13 protein-coding genes are annotated in these 18,635 nt (G+C 72.0%); 4 read left to right on the forward strand and 9 right to left on the reverse strand.

Going from position 1 to position 18,635, the window contains the following annotated elements; translation table 11 throughout:
• Positions 1–241: 241 nt before the first annotated feature.
• The 5 genes from LMU33_RS01880 to LMU33_RS01900 all read right to left on the reverse strand — a co-directional run bounded on the left by LMU33_RS01880 (position 242) and on the right by LMU33_RS01900 (position 9,114).
• The gene (locus LMU33_RS01880) at positions 242–1,129 is read right to left on the reverse strand and encodes a FadR/GntR family transcriptional regulator (RefSeq protein ID WP_055706109.1); all 888 of its coding nucleotides are present in this window, start codon (positions 1,127–1,129) and stop codon (positions 242–244) included.
• 162 nt (positions 1,130–1,291) lie between these two features.
• On the reverse strand, positions 1,292–3,856 hold the full coding sequence (locus LMU33_RS01885) for an ATP-binding cassette domain-containing protein (RefSeq protein ID WP_228616689.1): 2,565 nt from the start codon (positions 3,854–3,856) through the stop codon (positions 1,292–1,294).
• Positions 3,857–4,020: 164 nt separating this feature from the next.
• The gene (locus LMU33_RS01890) at positions 4,021–4,779 is read right to left on the reverse strand and encodes an NUDIX hydrolase (protein WP_228616691.1); all 759 of its coding nucleotides are present in this window, start codon (positions 4,777–4,779) and stop codon (positions 4,021–4,023) included.
• A 130-nt stretch (positions 4,780–4,909) separates the two neighbouring features.
• A complete protein-coding gene (locus LMU33_RS01895) occupies positions 4,910–7,219 on the reverse strand; it encodes a glycogen debranching N-terminal domain-containing protein (RefSeq protein WP_228616693.1) in 2,310 nt (769 codons plus the stop codon).
• A 329-nt stretch (positions 7,220–7,548) separates the two neighbouring features.
• Complete coding sequence (locus LMU33_RS01900; RefSeq protein ID WP_228616695.1) at positions 7,549–9,114, reverse strand: DUF4192 domain-containing protein; 1,566 nt, start codon at positions 9,112–9,114, stop codon at positions 7,549–7,551.
• Between the two features lie 143 nt (positions 9,115–9,257).
• Between LMU33_RS01900 and LMU33_RS01905 the strand changes: the two genes are divergently transcribed.
• Both LMU33_RS01905 and LMU33_RS01910 read left to right on the forward strand, forming a co-directional pair.
• Positions 9,258–11,423, forward strand: a complete 2,166-nt coding sequence (locus LMU33_RS01905) for a RecQ family ATP-dependent DNA helicase (protein WP_228616697.1) — start codon at positions 9,258–9,260, stop codon at positions 11,421–11,423.
• A 266-nt stretch (positions 11,424–11,689) separates the two neighbouring features.
• Positions 11,690–12,310 (forward strand): hypothetical protein, encoded by a 621-nt coding sequence (locus tag LMU33_RS01910; RefSeq protein ID WP_228616699.1) that lies wholly within the window; start codon positions 11,690–11,692, stop codon positions 12,308–12,310.
• Between the two features lie 578 nt (positions 12,311–12,888).
• Here the strand turns inward: LMU33_RS01910 and LMU33_RS01915 are convergent.
• The 4 genes from LMU33_RS01915 to LMU33_RS01930 all read right to left on the reverse strand — a co-directional run bounded on the left by LMU33_RS01915 (position 12,889) and on the right by LMU33_RS01930 (position 15,476).
• Positions 12,889–13,521 (reverse strand): hypothetical protein, encoded by a 633-nt coding sequence (locus LMU33_RS01915; RefSeq protein WP_228616700.1) that lies wholly within the window; start codon positions 13,519–13,521, stop codon positions 12,889–12,891.
• Between the two features lie 68 nt (positions 13,522–13,589).
• The gene (gene rnhB / locus LMU33_RS01920; protein WP_228616702.1) at positions 13,590–14,291 is read right to left on the reverse strand and encodes a ribonuclease HII; all 702 of its coding nucleotides are present in this window, start codon (positions 14,289–14,291) and stop codon (positions 13,590–13,592) included.
• Between the two features lie 81 nt (positions 14,292–14,372).
• Positions 14,373–14,996: a TetR/AcrR family transcriptional regulator gene (locus tag LMU33_RS01925; protein ID WP_228616867.1), complete on the reverse strand. Its 624-nt coding sequence runs from the start codon at positions 14,994–14,996 to the stop codon at positions 14,373–14,375.
• A gap of 147 nt (positions 14,997–15,143) precedes the next feature.
• Positions 15,144–15,476 (reverse strand): hypothetical protein, encoded by a 333-nt coding sequence (locus LMU33_RS01930; RefSeq protein WP_228616704.1) that lies wholly within the window; start codon positions 15,474–15,476, stop codon positions 15,144–15,146.
• A gap of 731 nt (positions 15,477–16,207) precedes the next feature.
• Between LMU33_RS01930 and LMU33_RS01935 the strand changes: the two genes are divergently transcribed.
• On the forward strand, positions 16,208–17,137 hold the full coding sequence (locus tag LMU33_RS01935; RefSeq protein ID WP_228616869.1) for an effector-associated domain 2-containing protein: 930 nt from the start codon (positions 16,208–16,210) through the stop codon (positions 17,135–17,137).
• Positions 17,130–18,620 carry a VMAP-C domain-containing protein gene (locus tag LMU33_RS01940; RefSeq protein ID WP_228616706.1) on the forward strand — a complete coding sequence of 497 codons (1,491 nt, stop codon included), beginning with the start codon at positions 17,130–17,132 and terminating at the stop codon, positions 18,618–18,620. The genes LMU33_RS01935 and LMU33_RS01940 overlap by 8 nt, the downstream gene beginning before the upstream one ends.
• The last annotated feature ends 15 nt before the right edge of the window (positions 18,621–18,635 follow it).

The raw sequence follows: 18,635 nt of genomic DNA on the forward strand, positions 1-18,635 counted from the left end.
CCGAGTCACACCCCGTAAGCGGTCAAAAACGGTCAGACATGGGCAGAGGAGATCACCGTTGCCGCCCTGCCCCGTCGCGCGCCATGACCCCAGGGCCCGTCGCGCCGCTGGACCCCGCCGGACCGCACAGGGTCCGGCGGGGTCCAGCGGCGGCCGTCAACGAGCCCGGCGCCGAGACGGTCGCGACGACAGTCAGGCCGACGGCGCACACCGGCGACCGCACCGCGCCGACCGCGTGAGGTCAGTGCTCACGCGGGGCGGGCACCACACGCTCGACCTCGGGGTGGACCGTAAGCAGTTGGCGCATGGCCGTCTCGGCGGCCGCGCCGTCGCCGGTGCCGAGAGCGTCGACGATCCGCGCGTGCTGTGCGAGCGACGCCTCGTTCGGCCGGTCGCAGCCCGTGACCGGACCGCCCGACACCTGGAGGGCCGCCGAGACGATCCCGGAGAGGTGCTCCAGCATGCGGTTGCCGGCGATCTGGATGAGCAGTGCGTGGAACTCGTTGTCGGCGCGCGAGTACGTCAGCGCGTCGCCCTGAGCCATGGCGTGACTCATGATCTCGACCATGTCACAGAGGCGCTGCTGTACGTCCTCCCGCCCGTGCCCGGCGGCGAGGCGGGCGGCGAGCGGCTCGATCGTCCAGCGCAGCTCGCTCAGCTCGCGGCGCTGGTCGTCGCGCTGGGGCCCGAAGGCCCGCCACTCGATGATGTCCGGATCCAGCAGGTTCCAGTCGCTGACGGGACGCACGCGCGTGCCGACGTTCGGGCGGGCGCTGACCAGGCCCTTGGCCTCGAGGACACGGAGGGACTCGCGGACGACGGTGCGGGAGACCTCGAAGCGCTGGCCGATCTCCTCGGGGACCAGCGGGCGGTCCGCGCCCAGGTCGCCCGAGACGATCATCTGTCCCAGCTGCTGAACGAGTTGGCCGTGCAGTCCGCGTCCGCGGCTGCCCGCGGCGCGCCGGCCGACGCGGCCCAGGTCGGGGTCCGCGCCCTCCCAGGAGGGTGCTCCGACGCGATCGGCCACCTGGGGCTCTGCGTAGGGGTAGCGGTCGAGTTCGCCCGGGCCGGCCAGACCGGAGTCGGTGGAGCGGGCGGCGGTCATCATGGTGTGCGCAAGGGTACTCACGGATCCTTTGTCGGCGCCGCCTCCAACTCCCTTGAGGTCTTTGGTGAAAAGCACACGAAAGGGTGATCGCTCACCCCGTCGCAATTGACGCCTTATCGGAAAGAAATGGGCTTTCCTCGGGGAGTTGTGCACACGGCGGGATCGGAAGTGGACGCACGTCCGTCATCGGAACCGGGTGCGCAGCGTCGCATACAGATACGCGCACAGGAGCGCCGACAGCGACAACGCCAGTGCGCTGCCCACTGGTTGGGCGAGCACCCGCGCCATCCCGAGCAGGTAGCGCTCACCGCCGAAGGGCCACTGCAGCAAGAGGGCCTCTCGCATCCGCACCGGGAAACCGGCGGCCATGCGCGGGGCGGGCCCCTGCAGCGCCTCGTGCACGAGGGGGACGACGACAACGGGTACGGCGAGAACGGCGGCCATGCCGCCCGCGGTGGACCGGAACACACCGGCCGCCAGCACACCCGCCCAGGCGCAGCCGACGACCAGACCGAACCAACTCGCGCCCAACGAGAGCCAGTCCGCGGGAACTTGCGTCAGCTCCCGTCCGTAGAGAATGTAGAGCGCTTCGGCATCGCAGCCCACGGTGAGGAAGGCCAGCATGGCCGCGGTGGCCCCGGAGACGAGCAGTTTCGCGGTGAGCAGCCCCAGCCGGCGGGGCACGGTGCCGCGGTCCGCCGCGAGGGCGGGGTGGCGGAACTCGTCTCCGAAGGACAGTGCACCGAGCAGCCCCGCCGCGAGCGCCGCGGGCGGCAGCGGCAGCTGACGCGGCCACGCGGCGAACAGCCGCGCCTGCGGGGTGTGCCCGGTCCTGGCCAGCAGTACGGCGGTGAGCGCGGACACCACCAGTACGGCACCGCAGGTGAGGAAGCCGACGCCGATGCCGGCGGCGCGTCGGATCTCGTAGCGAAGAGGGCGCAGGGGGCTGGGGGCGGGGCGGGGGGAGATGGGGGGCGGCAGGGGCGAGAGGGAATCAAGGGAACGTACACCGTCGGGGCGGACAACGCCGGTGGCCTGCGCCTGACGGGTGCCGGGATTCCTGGCGCCGGGGAGGTGGGTGCGCAGTGTGGAGATGACCGCTGCCGCAGTGCTCGCGCTGCCGGTCTGCGGTGCCTGGACAGCCGAGGCGGCATCGCTCCCGGAGTCCGTGGTGGCGGCCGCCTCCGCGGTCCGGCCGCCGTCGACTCCCGCGAGCACTTCGGCGGGCACCACTGCGGCGCCTCCGTCCAGTACGTCGTCATCAGCGGGCCTGTCATCGCCGTGTGCCGCGCTGCCGGTTCCCGGTGCCGCGTCGTCCGGCGACACTCCCTCGGCCGGTACGCCCCGGATGGGTTCCGTGTGCTCCGTCCCCGGCCGGGCCTCGGACGTCTCCTCGAGCGGCGACTGCTCGCCGCTGGGGGCCTGTGCCCGCTCGCCGGCCAGCGGTTCGCCCGAGGAGACGCTGGACACAGCCCGCTGCGGCGCCGGGGTGTCCGCCGGGGAGTCCTCCCGTTCCCCCACCGAGAAGCCGAACGGCATCGCACCCCGTTCCCTCCCCGAGGAACCCGACGCCGTGGCACCCGGCTCCCCCTGCGAAACTCCGGACGCCATGGAGGCCTGCTTCGACACGGACATGCCCAACAACGGCCCGCTGGACTCGGCCGCCGGTGAGCCGGGCGCCGGGACACCGGACACGGACGCGGCCAGGCCGACCTCCGAGGCGCACGTCTCCACCGTCGCCAAGCCATGGACCGTCGGCTCGGGCTCCACGGGTGAGGAACCGGGCCCGACGTCCGCCCGCTCCGCAGGTGGCTCGTTCGCCGCCTCCGCGGCTGCCTCTCCGGACGAGACTGCGGCCCCGCCGCCGGATACCGGCCCCATGTCGCCGACCTCGTCCGCGAGTTGGTGCACGAGGATGCCGTGGCGGAACGCCGTCTCGCCGACGTCGGCGGTCGTGGAGCCGTACACCGAGAGGCGATTGCCGCCCTCTCGCACGACCTCGACGGACCGGCGCCCGGTGCGGGCCTCCTTGGTGAGCAGGGCCGCGAGACGTGTTGCGTGCGGACTGCGGACGGCCACGCGCGGGCGCAGCCGGGTGCGGGCGAACTCCCTGGCCTCCTGATCAGCCACGAGTCTGCCGCCATCGAGGGTCACGACCCGGTCGGCCGCGCGGGCGGCCTCCTTGGGGTCGGCCGTGGTGAAGAGCACCGTGCCACCCTGGCCGGCGTGCGCTCGCAGCATGCCGTGCAGCCATTGCGCCTCACGGACGGAGAGACCGTCGGTGGGCTCGTCCAGTACGAGCGTGTGCGGGTCGGGCAGCAGAGCGCACGCCAGGCCGAGCCTGCGGTCCATCCCGCGCGAGAGCGTGCCGAGGCGTTCCTCGCGGAAGCTGACAAGGCCGACCACTTCCAGGACCTCGTCGGCCCGTCGCGCCGGAACTCCCGATGCCGCGCACAGCATGCGCAGATGCCCGCGGACGGAGCGGGCCGGATGCCCCGGCACATCGCCGAGGAGCACGCCGACCTCCCACGAGGGATGGGCGATCCGGTGCAGGGGCCGCCCCCTGAAGTAGGTGGCACCGCGCCCATGTTGAAGCTCGAGCATCAGTCTGAGCGCCGTCGTCTTGCCCGCGCCGTCGCCTCCGAGCAGCACGGTGACATGTCCCGCGCGCGCTTCGAAGGAGAGGTCGTCGACGGCGGGCGGGTGCGCCTTGCGGGGATTGCTGGTCAGTCCGAAGGCCTCGATCACCTGCAGCAAGATAGCGCGGAGTGTCCGTTTTTTCGGGTATCACTCGATCTGCTACCACACATACTGCCGATAGACCCGGTTCACGTCCGCCGTTCGGGTGAACCGACGCCCCGCCCGTGCGGTCGGCCCACCTGATCGTCCGGGCGCGCGGTCCCGAGTGCGCCTCAGACCTCGGGGCGCAGCATCGGCGGGTTGAGCAGGGTGGCACCGCCCGCTCGGAAGAGCTGCGCCGGTCGACCGCCCTGGCGCGTGGTCGTTCCTCCGGTGGGGACGAGGAATCCGGGGGTTCCGGTGACCTTGCGGTGGAAGTTGCGCGGGTCCAGGGCCACCCCCCACACCGCCTCGTACACCCGGCGCAACTCGCCGACGGTGAACTCGCTCGGACAGAACGCGGTGGCCAGCGACGAGTACTCGATCTTGGAGCGTGCCCGTTCCACCCCGTCGGCGAGGATCTGGGCGTGATCGAAGGCGAGCGGTGCCACGGGCTCGCCGTCGCGGCCGTAACCGCTCTGCTGGAGCAGTTCCTCGACCGGCGCCCAGCGCGCGTTGCTGGCGTCGCCTCCCGCACGCGGGGCGGGCAGGTCGGGCGCGAGCGCGAGGTGCGCGACGCTCACCACGCGCATGCGCGGATCCCGCTTGGGGTCCCCGTAGGTCGCGAGCTGCTCGAGATGAGCCCCGTTGTCCTGGACCGGGGCCGAGGGGTCGTGTGCACACAGGCCGGTCTCCTCGGCGAGCTCGCGCGCCGCCGCCTGGGAGAGATCCTCATCGGCCCGTACGAAGCCTCCAGGCAGTGCCCAGCGCCCTTGGAACGGTGGCTCGCCCCTGCGGACCGCCAGCGCGCACAGGGCATGGCGGCGCACGGTCAGCACGACCAGGTCCACGGTGACGGCGAAGGGCGGAAAGGCTGACGGGTCGTAGGGCATGCCGCGATCATAGTCGTCTGCCTGACGATAAACACTCCCTTCCCCGGCCGCATCGATGGTGGTTCCGCTTCGTTCTGGGATCGGGCGCCGGACCGGCTCCGCGTCTTCACCTGCGTGGCGTCGTGCGAGGTCACACTCCCAGTTGCAGGCCGTCCGCCGCCTCCTCGACCATGGCGAGCCCCAGCCGGCTGATGCGCACGGCGAACGGGGCGCCGGCGACGCGCAGCCCGGTGAGGCCGATTTCGCCGAGCGGCGCGCTGCGCACGGGGCACAGGGTGATCGTGCGGGCGGGGGTGTCGGGGCGGATGCCCGCGAGCGAGGCGAGAACCATGATCGCGGACGCCGCCGCGGTAGCCGCCGGCCGGCAGGCCGCGGGATGCGGGAGAGGAGCGCTTGCGGCGCAGCGCTGCTCCCCGGCGAACATCTCGGGCAGCCGGTGGCCGAAGTGTTCCGCCGCGTCCAGCAGTCCCTTCAGCAGGCCGCCGGCTTCCTTCTCGTAGCCGGCGGCGGCCAGTCCGGCGATGGCGACTGCAGTGTCGTGGACCCGGACGGCTCCGGTCCGGTGGCCGAACGGGTTGTGCACCGCCTCCTTGGCGCCGAGACCTCGCAGTCCCCAGCCCGTGTCCATGGCGGGGGCCCCGAACAGCCGGGCGCGGTGTGCGGTCTGTGCGGAGTCGAGCAGGCCCGGTGCGAGCCGGCCGGAACCGAGCAGGCCGGTGTCGAGGAGGTGGACTGCCGCGGAGCCCAGGTGCGGCACGGGTCGGCCGTCCGGTGCCAGGGCCGCGGCCGGACGTCCGCCGCCAAGATCATCGACCCAGAAGTCGGCCCGGAATGCCGTCTGCAGGGCCTGGGCCCACTGGCGCAACTCGGTGGCGCCGGGACGGTCGTAGGCGTCGAGGAGGTCGGCACCGAGCAGGGCCGCCCGATGCGCGTAGGCCTGTGTCTCGCAGCGGGCCGGGCCCCCGGGCTGGGGATCGCGGAGGTAGGGACGCTCGTCGACGGTCGTCCGCAGCCAGGTGAGGCAGCGTTCTGCCGCAGGCAGCAGCTCGCTTGTCTGCTGCTCGGGCAGTCCCCAGCGGCGGGCCTCGGCGAGCAGGGCGGGGAAGAGCAGTGTGGCCTCCGTACCCGTGCAGCCGGGCGGGAGGAGGGGGCCGGCGTCGCGTCGTGGCCCCGGGATCATGCCGGCCTGTGGGCTGCGGTCCGGGAGCTGGGTACGGGCCAGGGTACGCAGGGTGCCCGCGGCGAGCCGAGTGCCGAGCGGCAGGGCCATGCGGGCTGCGGCCAGGGCCTCGGCAGGGGACATTGCGCAGCGCCAGGGCACGCCCGCCGCAAGGTGGGTGTCGGAGGGATGGGCGGGGTTCCTCAGAAGCAGCGCCTGGAGATCGGCGATCGCCCAGTCCAGTACCGGGGCTACGCGGGGGTCGTCGCCCCTCGCCCGGGCGGGGGCGAACGGGCTGGTCGCGGCCTGTGCCGCCGCCCGCAGGGGGCCGGCGCCGTCGAGCCGCACCCTTAGTTCCACGGCTGCCGAACCGCCCGGCGGGAGTTCCAGTTCCCAGCGCAGCAGTCCGGCGGATGCGAGGGCGGCGGCGGGAGGCGGGTCGGCGATGACGGAGGCGGCGGTGCCGGCTGTGGCCCAGCGCAGGCCGGAGTCGTGGACGGTGGCCGGGAGTTCGGGGCCTGCCCTGCCGGAAGCGATGGCGCCGAGGTCGGCGAGGTCCGTGCCAAGGGCCACCTCGACGGGCAGCCTCAGCGGTCGCACGGCGGCACTGCGGAGCGTGATCCGCTCGGTGCCGTCGGCACGACGGGTCCGTTCGACCACGACATCCGGATCGGGACCCCTTGTCGGGGAAGCCTGCAGTGTCCCCACGAAGCGGGCGCTGTCGGCGCCGGTCATCCTGGCCAGAACGGCGAGCGGTTCGCGTCCGGCCACGCGCACCTGGCACCGCGAGAGCAGGCGCCTGCCGGCACGGTAGAACCCCTCCAGTCCCCGGCCGGTCAGTTGCCCGCCATCGGAGATGGCGAGACCGGGCAGGGCGACACAGATCAAGGCGGTGTGCGTGGGCGGCAGCTCGGGCGCCGGTCGACTGCCCTGCGGTGTGCGCACCGACGGGGCCACGGAGGACCGGCGGCCGCGGCTCGGGATGACCGGGGTGGGTACCGGTGCGTCGCCTCGGCCCCCAGCCGGAGCCTGCACGGGTGACCTTCCCCGGCGTGGCACGGGCGTCGACGCCGGTGGCCTGCCCTGGCCTGGGACGGTCGTCGGCGCCGGTGGTGTGCCCTGGTCCGTCGAGGAGTTCACCCGAACGTCCTTGGGTGCCGGCGAGGCGCCGATGATCAGCCGTTCGGGGACCTCGGCACGGTCCGGCCGCGGCCACTCGTCCCTGTCCCAGGGCGGACGTTCGTCATCGACGGCGGAGGGCGGAGTCGGCTGCTGGTGCATGGGGTGGCTTCCTCTGCGCTCGCGGCGCCTCGAACATGCTGGGCGACCCGTGGGACGCCCCGGCGGACAAGGGTCGTACGGCGGCCGGGCCCGTCCAGGCGTTCCGCCACTCAGGTGAACGGAGGGGGGCTCGTCCAGGTCACGGCTCGCCCCGGAGAGGCCGACCGGATGGCGGCGTAGGAGAGCAATGGCGTCGCTCAACCCCGCCGCGAGCCGCTTCCGCCAGTGGGCACGCGATGGCCCTTCGTGTGCGCGCCGCGCTGGGGCGTGTGCGGCATCCCAGGGGTGCTGCTCGGCCAGGCACCCGCCCGTGCTCCCTCGCATAGCGATCAACCCTCCCCTTCGGGCTTGCGGCGGTCGTTCTTCGACAGGGCTGCGCCGGTCGTGGTGCCGCCCGGTTCCGTCGCTCGGGTGCGTGTGCTGCCGAGGCCGCGGCTGCCGGGGCGCGAGGGTTCGGCCGTCAACGAGCCGGGGTGGGAACGGGCCGGCCTCCGCCGTCCGCCCGTGGGCCTGGCCGCGCGAGGGGCATCGCCCCCGTCGGCGGATCGAGCACGGCGTCGTCGGCGCGTGCCGGTCCCTCGGCCCGCTTCGGCGCCTCGGTCGTCCGCTCCGGCGCTCGCGTGCGTCGTGTCTTCGGTTGCCGGGGGCTCGGCCCGAGTCGTTGTCTCCTCCGCGTGCGGCTGTGAGCTCGTCTCCGCCGGCGTACAACTCGCGCGACCGGCAGGGACCCCGCGCAGGCAGCGGCGGATCGCTTCCGGGTCGAGGCCTTCATTGCATGCCTGGTGCAGGAGCCGGGCGAACAGATAGTCGGGATCCGCGCCCAGGGCCATGGCCAGCGCTTCACGAGCCTCCAGCTCGTCACCTGTCGACCAGGCGACCCAGCCGGCCAGGGTCAGCGGGGCCGCGGCGTGCTCGCCGTAGGGTCCGACGCATCGGCGGGCCAGGGCGCGCCAGAGCCGGAGGGCCGGACCCGCCTCGTCGCCCTCCATCCACGCGGCCGCCCGGTCGCGGGTCGTGCGGTCCTGGAGCCCGAGGATCAGAGTCGCCGCCTCGTCGTGGGCGAGCAGGCGGTCGTCGCGCAGGTCCGCCGGATGCGTGCCGGAGACCGGTGCCGCGGCGGCGAAGCGGTGGATGATCCGCTCGGCGAGGTCCAGGGTCTCCTCCGCCACTTCCGCGCGGGACGCCTCCTCGAGAATCCGGGGCACCAGGGTCATACCGGCCGCGTCGAGGGCGATCTCCTGCTCCAGAGCCGCGGTCGTCTCCCAGGGCTGCAGCCTGGCACGCAACTCCCTGAGTGTGCCGCGCACTTGGATGCCGGCGTAGGTGGCCGCGGCGGCAAGGACGGAGGTGCCGGGAAGGCCCATGGGCGAGCCGTCCTCGGGGCAGCAGCTCTCGATCGGGCAGCAGTACGACCAGAAACGGCCGTCGGAGATGCACAGTGCCTCGATGACCGGCACGTCGAGGTCGCCGCACTGGGTGCGCAGCAGGTGGGCCAGCCGCTCGAGCCGTCGTTTGACGTCGCGGCCCGACTCTCCCGGGGCCGGTTCCTGGCAGACGTAGGCCACCATCTGTTCGGGCCGGGCGCCCCGCCGTTCACTGCCGGTCACCAGTCCGTGGGCCAGCTGGCGTGCGGCCGCCTCCCAGTCCTCCTCGTTCGGCGGGATGCCGAGCCGGGCGCGGCCGCCGAACCTGCCCCGGCTTTCGCGGTCGTGCAGGGCCACCAGCACCATGCTGTCCTCCGGCCGGTAGCCGAGGAGGTAGGGGAGGGCGTCGGCCAGCTCGGCCGGGGTGCGCAGGGTGACCTGCGTGTCGTGCGCGGACGGGCCGGTGAACGGCTCCTGTCCCGGGATGTCGCTGTTTTCGAATGGTCCGGTGGTTTCGCTGTGATTCGTCATGCGCAGACGATCTCGCGGATCTTGTGATTCCGGTTGAGCCTGTGGACAAGTCGGATCAGGGACACGACAAGAGCGGCCCGGTTGTCCACAGCCCGCGGCAGCGGCCCGCCCGATTGTCGGTCCCGTCCTGTTGTATGGGACGCATGGAGCACACGAGCAACGCGGATCTCCGGGCGCAGGCTGACGCCGTCCTCGCCCGGCTTGTCGGGGATGCCACGGGCGCGGCCCGGCTGCGCGAGGACCAGTGGCGGGCGATCGAGGCGCTGGTCGCCGAGCGGCGCCGGGCCCTGGTCGTGCAGCGCACGGGGTGGGGCAAGTCCGCGGTGTACTTCGTGGCGACCTCGTTGCTGCGCGCCAGAGGCAGTGGACCCACGGTGATCGTCTCGCCCCTGCTCGCGCTCATGCGCAACCAGGTGGAGGCCGCGGCCCGGGCCGGCATCCACGCCCGCACCATCAATTCCTCCAACACCGAGGAGTGGGACGCCGTCCAGGCCGAGATCGCGGCCGGCCAGGTCGATGTCCTGCTCGTCAGCCCGGAGCGGCTGAACAACCCGGACTTCCGCGACCAGGTCCTGCCGAAACTGTCCGCCGCGACCGGCCTGCTGGTCGTGGACGAGGCCCACTGCATCTCCGACTGGGGTCACGACTTCCGCCCCGACTACCGGCGGCTGCGCACCATGCTCAGCGACCTCCCGCCCGGTGTCCCCGTGCTGGCCACCACCGCCACGGCCAACGCCCGGGTGACCGCCGATGTCGCAGAGCAGCTGGGCACCGGCGGCACCTCGGACGCACTGGTGCTGCGCGGGCCACTGGACCGGGAGAGCCTCAGTCTCGGCGTGCTGCGGCTGCCGGACGCCGCGCACCGTATGGCCTGGCTCGCCGACCACCTCGACGACCTGCCGGGCTCCGGCATCGTCTACACGCTCACCGTCGCCGCCGCCGAGGAGGTCACCGCGTTTCTGCGCCAGCGCGGGCACACCGTCACCTCGTACACGGGCAAGACGGAGAACGCCGACCGCCAGCAGGCCGAGGACGATCTGCTCGCCAACCGGGTCAAGGCGCTGGTCGCCACCTCCGCACTCGGCATGGGCTTCGACAAGCCGGATCTCGGTTTCGTGGTCCATCTCGGCTCCCCCTCCTCCCCCATCGCCTACTACCAGCAGGTCGGCCGGGCGGGCCGCGGAGTCCAACACGCCGAGGTACTGCTGCTGCCGGGGAAGGAGGACGAGGCGATCTGGCAGTACTTCGCGTCGCTCGCCTTCCCCTCCGAGGAACTGGTCCGGCGGACACTGGACGTCCTCGCCCGGGCGGACGGCCCCCTGTCGCTGCCCGCGCTGGAGCCCCTGGTCGAGCTGCGCCGCTCCCGGCTGGAGACCATGCTGAAGGTCCTCGACGTGGACGGAGCGGTCCGCCGCGTCAAGGGCGGCTGGATCGCCACCGGGCAGCCCTGGTCGTACGACACCGAGCGCTACGACTGGGTGGCGCGGCAGCGAGCGGCCGAGCAGGAGGCGATGCGCGCCTACGCGTCCACCACCGAGTGCCGGATGGAGTTCCTGCAGCGCCAACTGGACGACGAGGGTGCCAAACCCTGCGGCCGCTGCGACAACTGCGCCGGCCCGCGCTTCACCGCCGACACGTCCACGGCGGCGGTGGACGCCGCGCGCAGCGACCTGGGCCGGGCCGGAGTCGAGGTGGAGCCCCGCCGCATGTGGCCGACGGGCCTGCCGGCCATCGGCATCGATCTCAAGGGACGCATTCCGGCCGGTGAACAGGCCTCGTCGGGGCGGGCTCTGGGTCGACTGTCGGACATCGGCTGGGGCAACCGGCTGCGTCCGCTCCTCGCACCGCAGGCGCCGGACACCGCTGTGCCGGACGATGTGGCACGGGCCGTGGTCGGTGTCCTGGCCGACTGGGCGAAGGGCCCCGGCGGCTGGACCTCAGGTGTGTCCGACGCCCAGGCCCGGCCGGTGGGCATCGTCACCGTGGCCTCGCGAACCCGGCCCTTGCTGATCCACTCCCTGGGCGCCCGGATCGCCGAGATCGGCCGACTGCCGCTGCTCGGCTCGGTGGAGTACGCCGACGACGTGCCGCGGATGTCGCGCAGCAACAGCGCGCAGCGGCTGAAGGCCCTCGACGGTGCGCTGACGGTACCGCCCGCCCTCACCGCGGCGCTCACCGCGGCCGACGGCCCGGTGCTGCTGGTCGACGACTTCACGGATACGGGCTGGACGCTCGCGGTCGCGGCACGTCTGCTCAGAAAGTCCGGCGCGCGGGCGGTGTTGCCGCTGGTCCTGGCCGTCCAGGGCTGACCGCTTACCCGCGGCGGCCGCCGTACAGTGACACGGTCCGGCGCCTCAGGCGTCAGCGGGCTGAGCTTTGGGTAAGGATATAAGCCACGCACCAGCAGATAACAGTCGGTGGCGCCAATTGCTCGTTGCCGCATCCAAGTTCGGCAGGAAGAATTGAGGTCCGCTCCCCGCGCGGCTCGCCCGTGATCGGTCGGGCTCTGCTGCGGTGCGCGGTCCCTCGAATCCGACCTCGCCCGCAGTGTGGGCGCGTAGCCGAAGGGAGGAACGTGACCTTCGGATTCGCCTCGTCCTCGGCGGCCTCGTTGTCGACCGCCGCGTCCGCCGCTTCCGCCAGTCGCCTGCTCGAGCCGGCCGAATGGGCCGCCGCCGGAATCCCTCTGCTGCGCAATCCCCGTGAGGTCGTCAGCGGGCTGCACGCCCGCCATCGGCCGAGGCTCTCCACGGCGATCGTGGCAGTGCTCGATCCGGACGAGCGGTTGTGCGCCAGCGCGTCCTTCACGCGGCGGCCGGCCCCGGCCGACGGCTGGATGTTCCGCAACACGCTGCTCGCGCAGCTGCGCCGGGTGATTCCGCACGACCTGAGACGCCGGACCCCGGTGCGCACGGCCATCCTCGTCTACTGCCGTGAGGGGGACGCGCGTTGGACGGAGGAAGACGGCGCCTGGATGTGGGGCCTGCGTGACGCCTGCACCCTGCACGGGCTGCGGTGCGGGGCGTACATCACGCTGACCCACGAGGGCTGGCAGGTGCTCGGCGAAGGACGCGGTGGCCGCCGCCCCAACGCGGACTCCGCACCCGAACCCTTCGCCACGTCCGAGACCCCGCCGCTCGCACCGCGCACCGGCGGCCCCGTCTCCGAGGTGCTGCGCCGCGCGGCGGCTCGCTGAAGGGCACGGCACGGCAGGACGCCGGGTTCTGCGCCCGACCGCCTTCCGGCCACCGCCTGGCCCGCACGGACGGCCGACCACACATCGCTCGGCCTCCAGGTCGCCCACGCCACGCCGGCCGGGCCGGACCCGGCCGTGCTTCGAGGAACGCAAGGGTCGCCCGTGATCGAAGCGCCGTAAGAGCCATACCTTGCCCAGGGGCACACGGTCGTGCTGGGCCGAGCAAGCCGGAGGCTCGCCACATTCGGCAGCCGTTACGAGCCCTACAGCCGTGCGAGCCTTACGAGCCGTACGAGCCGTACGAGCGAGCCGTACGGGAGCCTCACCCCAAGCGCCTGCGGCCATGGCTCTACGGGCGGCAGCCTCACTGTCCGGCCTCGGCAGGGCAAGCAGCGCAAGCCGGGGTCCAACCTTCGCCCTGCAGCCGCTGCCCCGCGCCTGGTGTCTCGGCATACCGCCGGGAAGCCGTCCACGAGCGGAGGTCCGGCGGTCGTGCGGGCATGCCAAAGGCCACGCCGTGCGGATTCCGCCGGGGCGGTTCCTTTGTCACCCCGGCGCCCCGAGGTGCCGGACGAGGCTCAGACGCCCGCGCCCAGCACCGAGTTGATCTGCTGCGGGTCGCCGCAGACGATCAGCAGGGCACCGGCCCGGGTGTGGGCCAGCGGAAGGGCCGAGGCAGCAGCGGAAGCAGGGCCTCCGTTGACGGCCACGACGACCACGGGGCGGGACGCGGCGCGGGAGGCGATGGCGGCGTCCGCATAGAAGACGTCGTCACCGGCGTCGTGCTGCGCCCAGTAGGAAGCTTCACCGAAGGACAGCTCGTGCTCCGCCCACGGGTGCTGGGGCCCCGTGGTGATCACGAGGACGTCGCCGGGGGCACGGCCGGAGTCCAGCAGCAGGTCCACCGCCTCCTCGGCGGCGTCGAGCGCGCCCTCGGCCGAGGCCGGGATCAGCTGGATCTGCGGGGTGGCCGCCGAGGCGGCGGGAGCGACCGGGCCGGACGGGCCCGGCTTGGCCGGAGCCCCGTCACGCGGCGTGCGCTGCACCGGAGGCGCCGGCCGCGGAGGGCCGGGACGACCGGGGCGGGACGGAGCCGCGGGGCGGGGGCCGGGTACGGGACGGGGGGTCGGCGCGGTACGGCCGCTGGCCGGAGTGGCGCGGGGACCCTGGGCACTCTCGTGAATCTGAGGCTCCTCGGGAATGAGAGGCATGAGCTGATATTTATCAAACGTTGGTGCGGTGCGGGTGGCCGGGTGGCACATCAGTGCGAGCAGAACCGTCAGAAATCGAAGCCGAGCTGACCCTCGATTTCCGGAACGCTTCCGTCCGCCCAGCTGCGGACCTTCTTGAGGTGCCGCCACTGAGGCAACGCATCAAGATACGCCCACGACAAGCGGTGGAGCGGGGTGGGCCCCCGCACCTCCAGTGCGGCCTTGTGCACGGGCGACGGATACCCGGCGTTGTCCGCAAATCCGAAGTCTGCATGGTCGACACCCAGTTCGGCCATCATTTTGTCGCGCTGAACCTTGGCGATCACCGACGCCGCCGCGACGGCCACACACGACCGATCTCCCTTGATCACCGTGCGCACCCTCCAGGGGGCACCGAGGTAGTCGTGCTTCCCGTCGAGGATCACGGCGTCGGGACGGAGGGGCAGGGAGTCCAGGGCGCGGACCGCGGCGAGCCGCAGTGCTGCCGTCATCCCCAGGTCGTCGATCTCCTCGGGGGAAGCATGCCCCAGCGCATAGGCCGTCACCCACGTCCGCAGGACCTCCGCCAGTTCCGTGCGCCGCCTGATCGTGAGCAGCTTGGAATCGGTCAGCCCCTCGGGCGGGCGGCGGAGTCCGGTGATCGCGGCACAGACGGTGACAGGTCCGGCCCAGGCGCCGCGCCCCACCTCGTCGAGACCGGCAATGACCTTCGCTCCGGTCGTGGCGCGCAGGGAGCGCTCGACGGTGTGGGTAGGAGGTTCGTACGGCATCGCGCCCTTAGCGTACGCCGCCTGGGTCGTGGGCCGACACCCCGGTCGCCTCACCGCCGCAGGGGTCACCGACGTGCGGGATCAGCTTCCGTAGGGCCGCAGCAGCGGGAGCATCAGCTGGTCGATCATCTCCTCGAGATCCCGATCACTCCATTCGCTGGCGCACATTTTCGAGCGGTACATCATCATGGCCGGGATGGCATCGAAGACGTAGCCGTTGGCCGCGTCCGGACGCACTTCCCCCCGCTCGATCCCTCGGGTGATGACCTCACCCAGGAGCTTGACGGTCGGCTCCACCACTCCTCCGACGATCACGCCCTGGAAGCGCTCCGCCTGGATCTGATCGCACTCGTGAATCACCGCCCGCAGCGCCACACCGGGAGGCGAGTACATGATCCGACGCACCTGCCGGCACAGGGCGAGGAGGTCCTCGCGCACACCGCCGAGGTCCGGAGCCGCCTCCACCCGGGGCAGTCCGGCCACCAGGGCGTCCGCGACAAGGTCCGCCTTGGAGGGCCAGCGGCGATACACCGCGGCCTTGCCGGTCTGGGCACCGGCGGCGACCCCTTCCATGGTCAGCCCTTTCCAGCCGACCTCACCGAGCTGCTCCAGCGCGGCTTCGAGGATCGCGCGTTCCAGCACCACGCCGCGCCGACGAGGGGAAGCCGCCCGATCGGGAGCGGCCGACCAGCGCGAGGTAACCATCTGTGTCTCTCCAACATGCAAGGGAAGCGGGGATTCCGGGGAAGGGTGCACCACGCTGCAGCAACGGGGGGACGCGAGGCGGCGCACAGCTTGAGTGAACGCAATCGTTCACTAACGCCTTTACGGGGGACCCATAGTGACGACCTCTCAGCTGCTCCAGGAACCAAAACCGGGCGTGGCCCGCGGGGAGGGGCATCCCGGCATCGCACTCACCGTCATCACGGCCTGCCAACTCATGGTGGTCCTCGACGCGACCGTTCCATCGCGCGTTTCGCCGTCCCTGTCATTGCCATCGTCCGTGTGAAACAAGCGAGGATCGACCACGCCCTCGGCCAGCATGTCAGGCAACGGCGCCTCTTTCGATGGTTCGCGCACCGGAACGGCTGGAATCGCCACGCACTCCGTCAGGGTCCGCACCATGCGCTCCCGGATACCGTCCGCGTTCCAGCAGTCCAGCGGTCCACCGGTCCAGCGGCTCATGGGCGGCCTCCTTCTGGCGCTGCCACGCGACGACCTTCTCTCGGAGTCGGCGCAGCTGACCGAGTTCGGCATTCATGGGGCCGGCGGCCCGGGTCACCCTGGGTCGCGGCGCCCTGATCCAGCCCTTGCTGCGCGGCCTGGATTGACATGGGCCCGTTCCGAGCCAGATCGATCAACGTGTCCGGGTCCTCGAGGAGCCGGCTGTTGCGCTGCCACACCTGCGGCTCGATCCGCTCCGCGTCGATCCGGCTGCGGCCGCACACCCGGCCTCCCGCGTGGCGGGGCTGCTTGCCCGAGGAGACGTACCTGCGCCTTCCTGTGATGGTCTGGAGCCGTCCGACGTAGTGGACGCCGGCCGCCGGGTGTCCCGGTCAGCCGGCCCTTGTGTCCGGCCGCGTCCTGCACCACGGGAGATCCTGGAAGCACACGACCTCACAGGCAGTAGCCGTGCGGCGGCCGAGCCGGCCGGGGCCGACCACCACACCGTGCAGCGGTATGTCGAGCTCTCGTGGTGGTCGTCGGAGCCTGGCGGACAAACGCCGCCTGCAGCCAATCCGGCCCCGTCTCCCCCGTACACAAGCGCTTCGCTTCGGCTTACCCTGATTTTCCGTACGGGCACACGAGGGGGACACGTGGGGTTACGGGGCGTCGGAGCCTCCGCCTCGCCGGGCGTCGGCGCATGGCGGGCCCGCGTACGAGACCACAGGGGCAGGGGCGTCGTCGGGGCCGGGGTGCTCCTGACACATGGAACCGTCCTCACGTGCGCGCACGTTGTAGAGGCGGCGCTACGGCTGCCCGGGCCCCACGCGGGACCGGCACCGGAGGGGACGGTCCTGCTGGATTTCCCGTCCGCAGCGCGGGGCACGCCCGAGTCGATCCCGGCCCACGTGGCCGAAGACGGCTGGCTGCGCTCGCCTCCTGCGGGCGACGCGGCGGTGCTGCGGCTGGAGCACCCTCCCCCGGCGGGCGCGGTGCCCGCGCCGCTCGGAAAATGCGACACGGGTACCGGCGCGGCAGTCTCGGCGTACGGGCATCCAGTCGGCGCACCCGACGGAATCTGGGCACGTGGGCAGGTGGTGGGGGCCGGCGGTACGCATCCCGCGTGGTGGCAGATCGACGGTCTCGACCCCGTCGGTGCTCCTGTCACGCGGGGCTTCAGCGGCGCAGGCGTGTGGGATCTCCGGCGCGGACTGGTCATGGGCATACTCGCCGCCGTGCTCGCGGATCGGCCGTCGGATGCCGCCGCCGCGTCACGAGTTGCCTGGATGATCCCGCTGGACGTCCTCGACGGGACCCCCTACGCGATCGCCGCGCCCGTCCCCGCCTCCGCCACACCCCGGCAGGCTCACGCCTACCAGCCCCTGTCTCCCGGTGCCGTGCGGGCCCTGGTGGATCGCTTGCTGGCGATCGAATCCTTCCGGATCGACGCAGGGCACCAGTTGCTGACCCAGCTGCCGTCCGAGATCGTCTCAGGCATCGCGCGGCAGAGCAGCCCGAGGGTACAGCTCTATCAGATCGTGCGCAGGTGCGCAGAGTTCGCGTCGGGCCCTGCGGCCCTGGTCGCGGCGGTGCAGTGGATGGAGGGGGACACCACCGCGGTGAAGGACTTTGTGAAAGAGGCGAGGAAGAGCTGGCCGGACCGCTTGGGCAGCGATGACTGACTCCGCACGGCCCCGAGACTCGCAGTCCGCGGCCCGGCTGGCGGACGCTCTCATGAAGGTGTCGGTGCTGGACGACCTGGAGGCCCGCCGCATCTGCGTGGTCGATGCCATGGAGCGGCTACGGCTACGCCTTTCGGTACCCGAGTTCGACGAAAAGAAGATCCACATCGTGGCGATGGTGCGCGCCTTCGGATCCGTGACCGACGGGTGGCGCCACCTGACCGAAGCCGTACAACACCTGGCCGACTACGACCTGCCCTCCCGGCATGCTGTGGCGCTGGCACACCCCGTCGTCGCGCCACTGCTCGACGAGCCCGACCAGAACGAGCTGAGTTCGCTGCTTGCAGGGCTCGACCGCACCACCGTGCCGGAGCTCGCCGCCGTCTATCGCTCGGCCGCCGGCGACCACTTCGGCCCGCTGCCCGACATCGTCCACACCGCCTGGGACGCCTACCAACTGCTCGGGCACACCAACCGCCCGGCCGAGGGAACTCCGCGCACCGTGCGATTCCTGCAGGAGCTCGCCGTCGTCCTCACTCCCGAGCGCGGGGACGCGATCCGATCCTGGGTGAGCCGTCGGGTCCGCAGTACCGTCCAGGACCACCGGGAGGCACAGTGGATCCTGGACGATTCCCGCACCCACACGGGCAGGTGGCGCACTGAGCCCGCGCATCCGGCCTACCTGCTCATCCGTCTGGCTCCGTCCACCGGTTCACCCGATCGGATCGACCTCACCTGCTGGGCCAACAGCGGCCAGGCCTGGGCACCACGTCGGCGCGAGGAGCGTTCCGTGCCGGCGTCCGAGGTTCGGCGCCAGGTGGCGACCCTTCTCGACCGCGAGGAGGTCCGTCTTCGAGCGCATCGAGGCGGACTCGTACTCGAGTTCATACTCCCTTTGCCGCTGCTGAACGAGCCGGTCGAGGCATGGTCCCGGCATGGGGCCTTCGGCAAGGAGAAGGTTTGGGACAGTGAGTTCGGTGGGCCGCCCCTCGGCCATGACTACAAGGTGGTCGTACGGAGCCTGGAGCGCATCGACGCACTGCAGTTGCACCGGGTGTGGAACGAGCGCTGGGACGTGCTGTCCGCCGCCACGGGGAGTGCACGGTCGTACCGCTGCGAAGAGGGCGACGGAGCACAACACGAACAGCTCTACGCGCGTCTCGCGGACGATCCCGACGTTGTCCTGATGACCTTGGCATCTCCGCCCGACCAGCGACACGGCAGGAGTGAGTTGCTGATGGGCCTGCAGGCAGGTCTGCCGCTGTTGCTGTGGAGTCGGTCGGGACCTCTGACGGAACATGCGCACGCCGTGGCCGAGGGTGCGCTGGAGGGCCAATTGAGCGAGGTTCTGGGCCGGTTGACGCGCTTGCGCTCCGCTCCCCGTACGCGGGACCATAGCGACGAGGGCTCCGTCAGCCCTTGTATTGCCGTGCTGTGGGACGATCCGAACAGGCTTCCGGAATCACCGGAGCCGATTTCCTGAGAACGACCGAGGCGC

Origin of the sequence: Streptomyces barringtoniae (assembly GCF_020819595.1) — a bacterium.
Lineage (GTDB): Bacteria > Actinomycetota > Actinomycetes > Streptomycetales > Streptomycetaceae > Streptomyces > Streptomyces barringtoniae.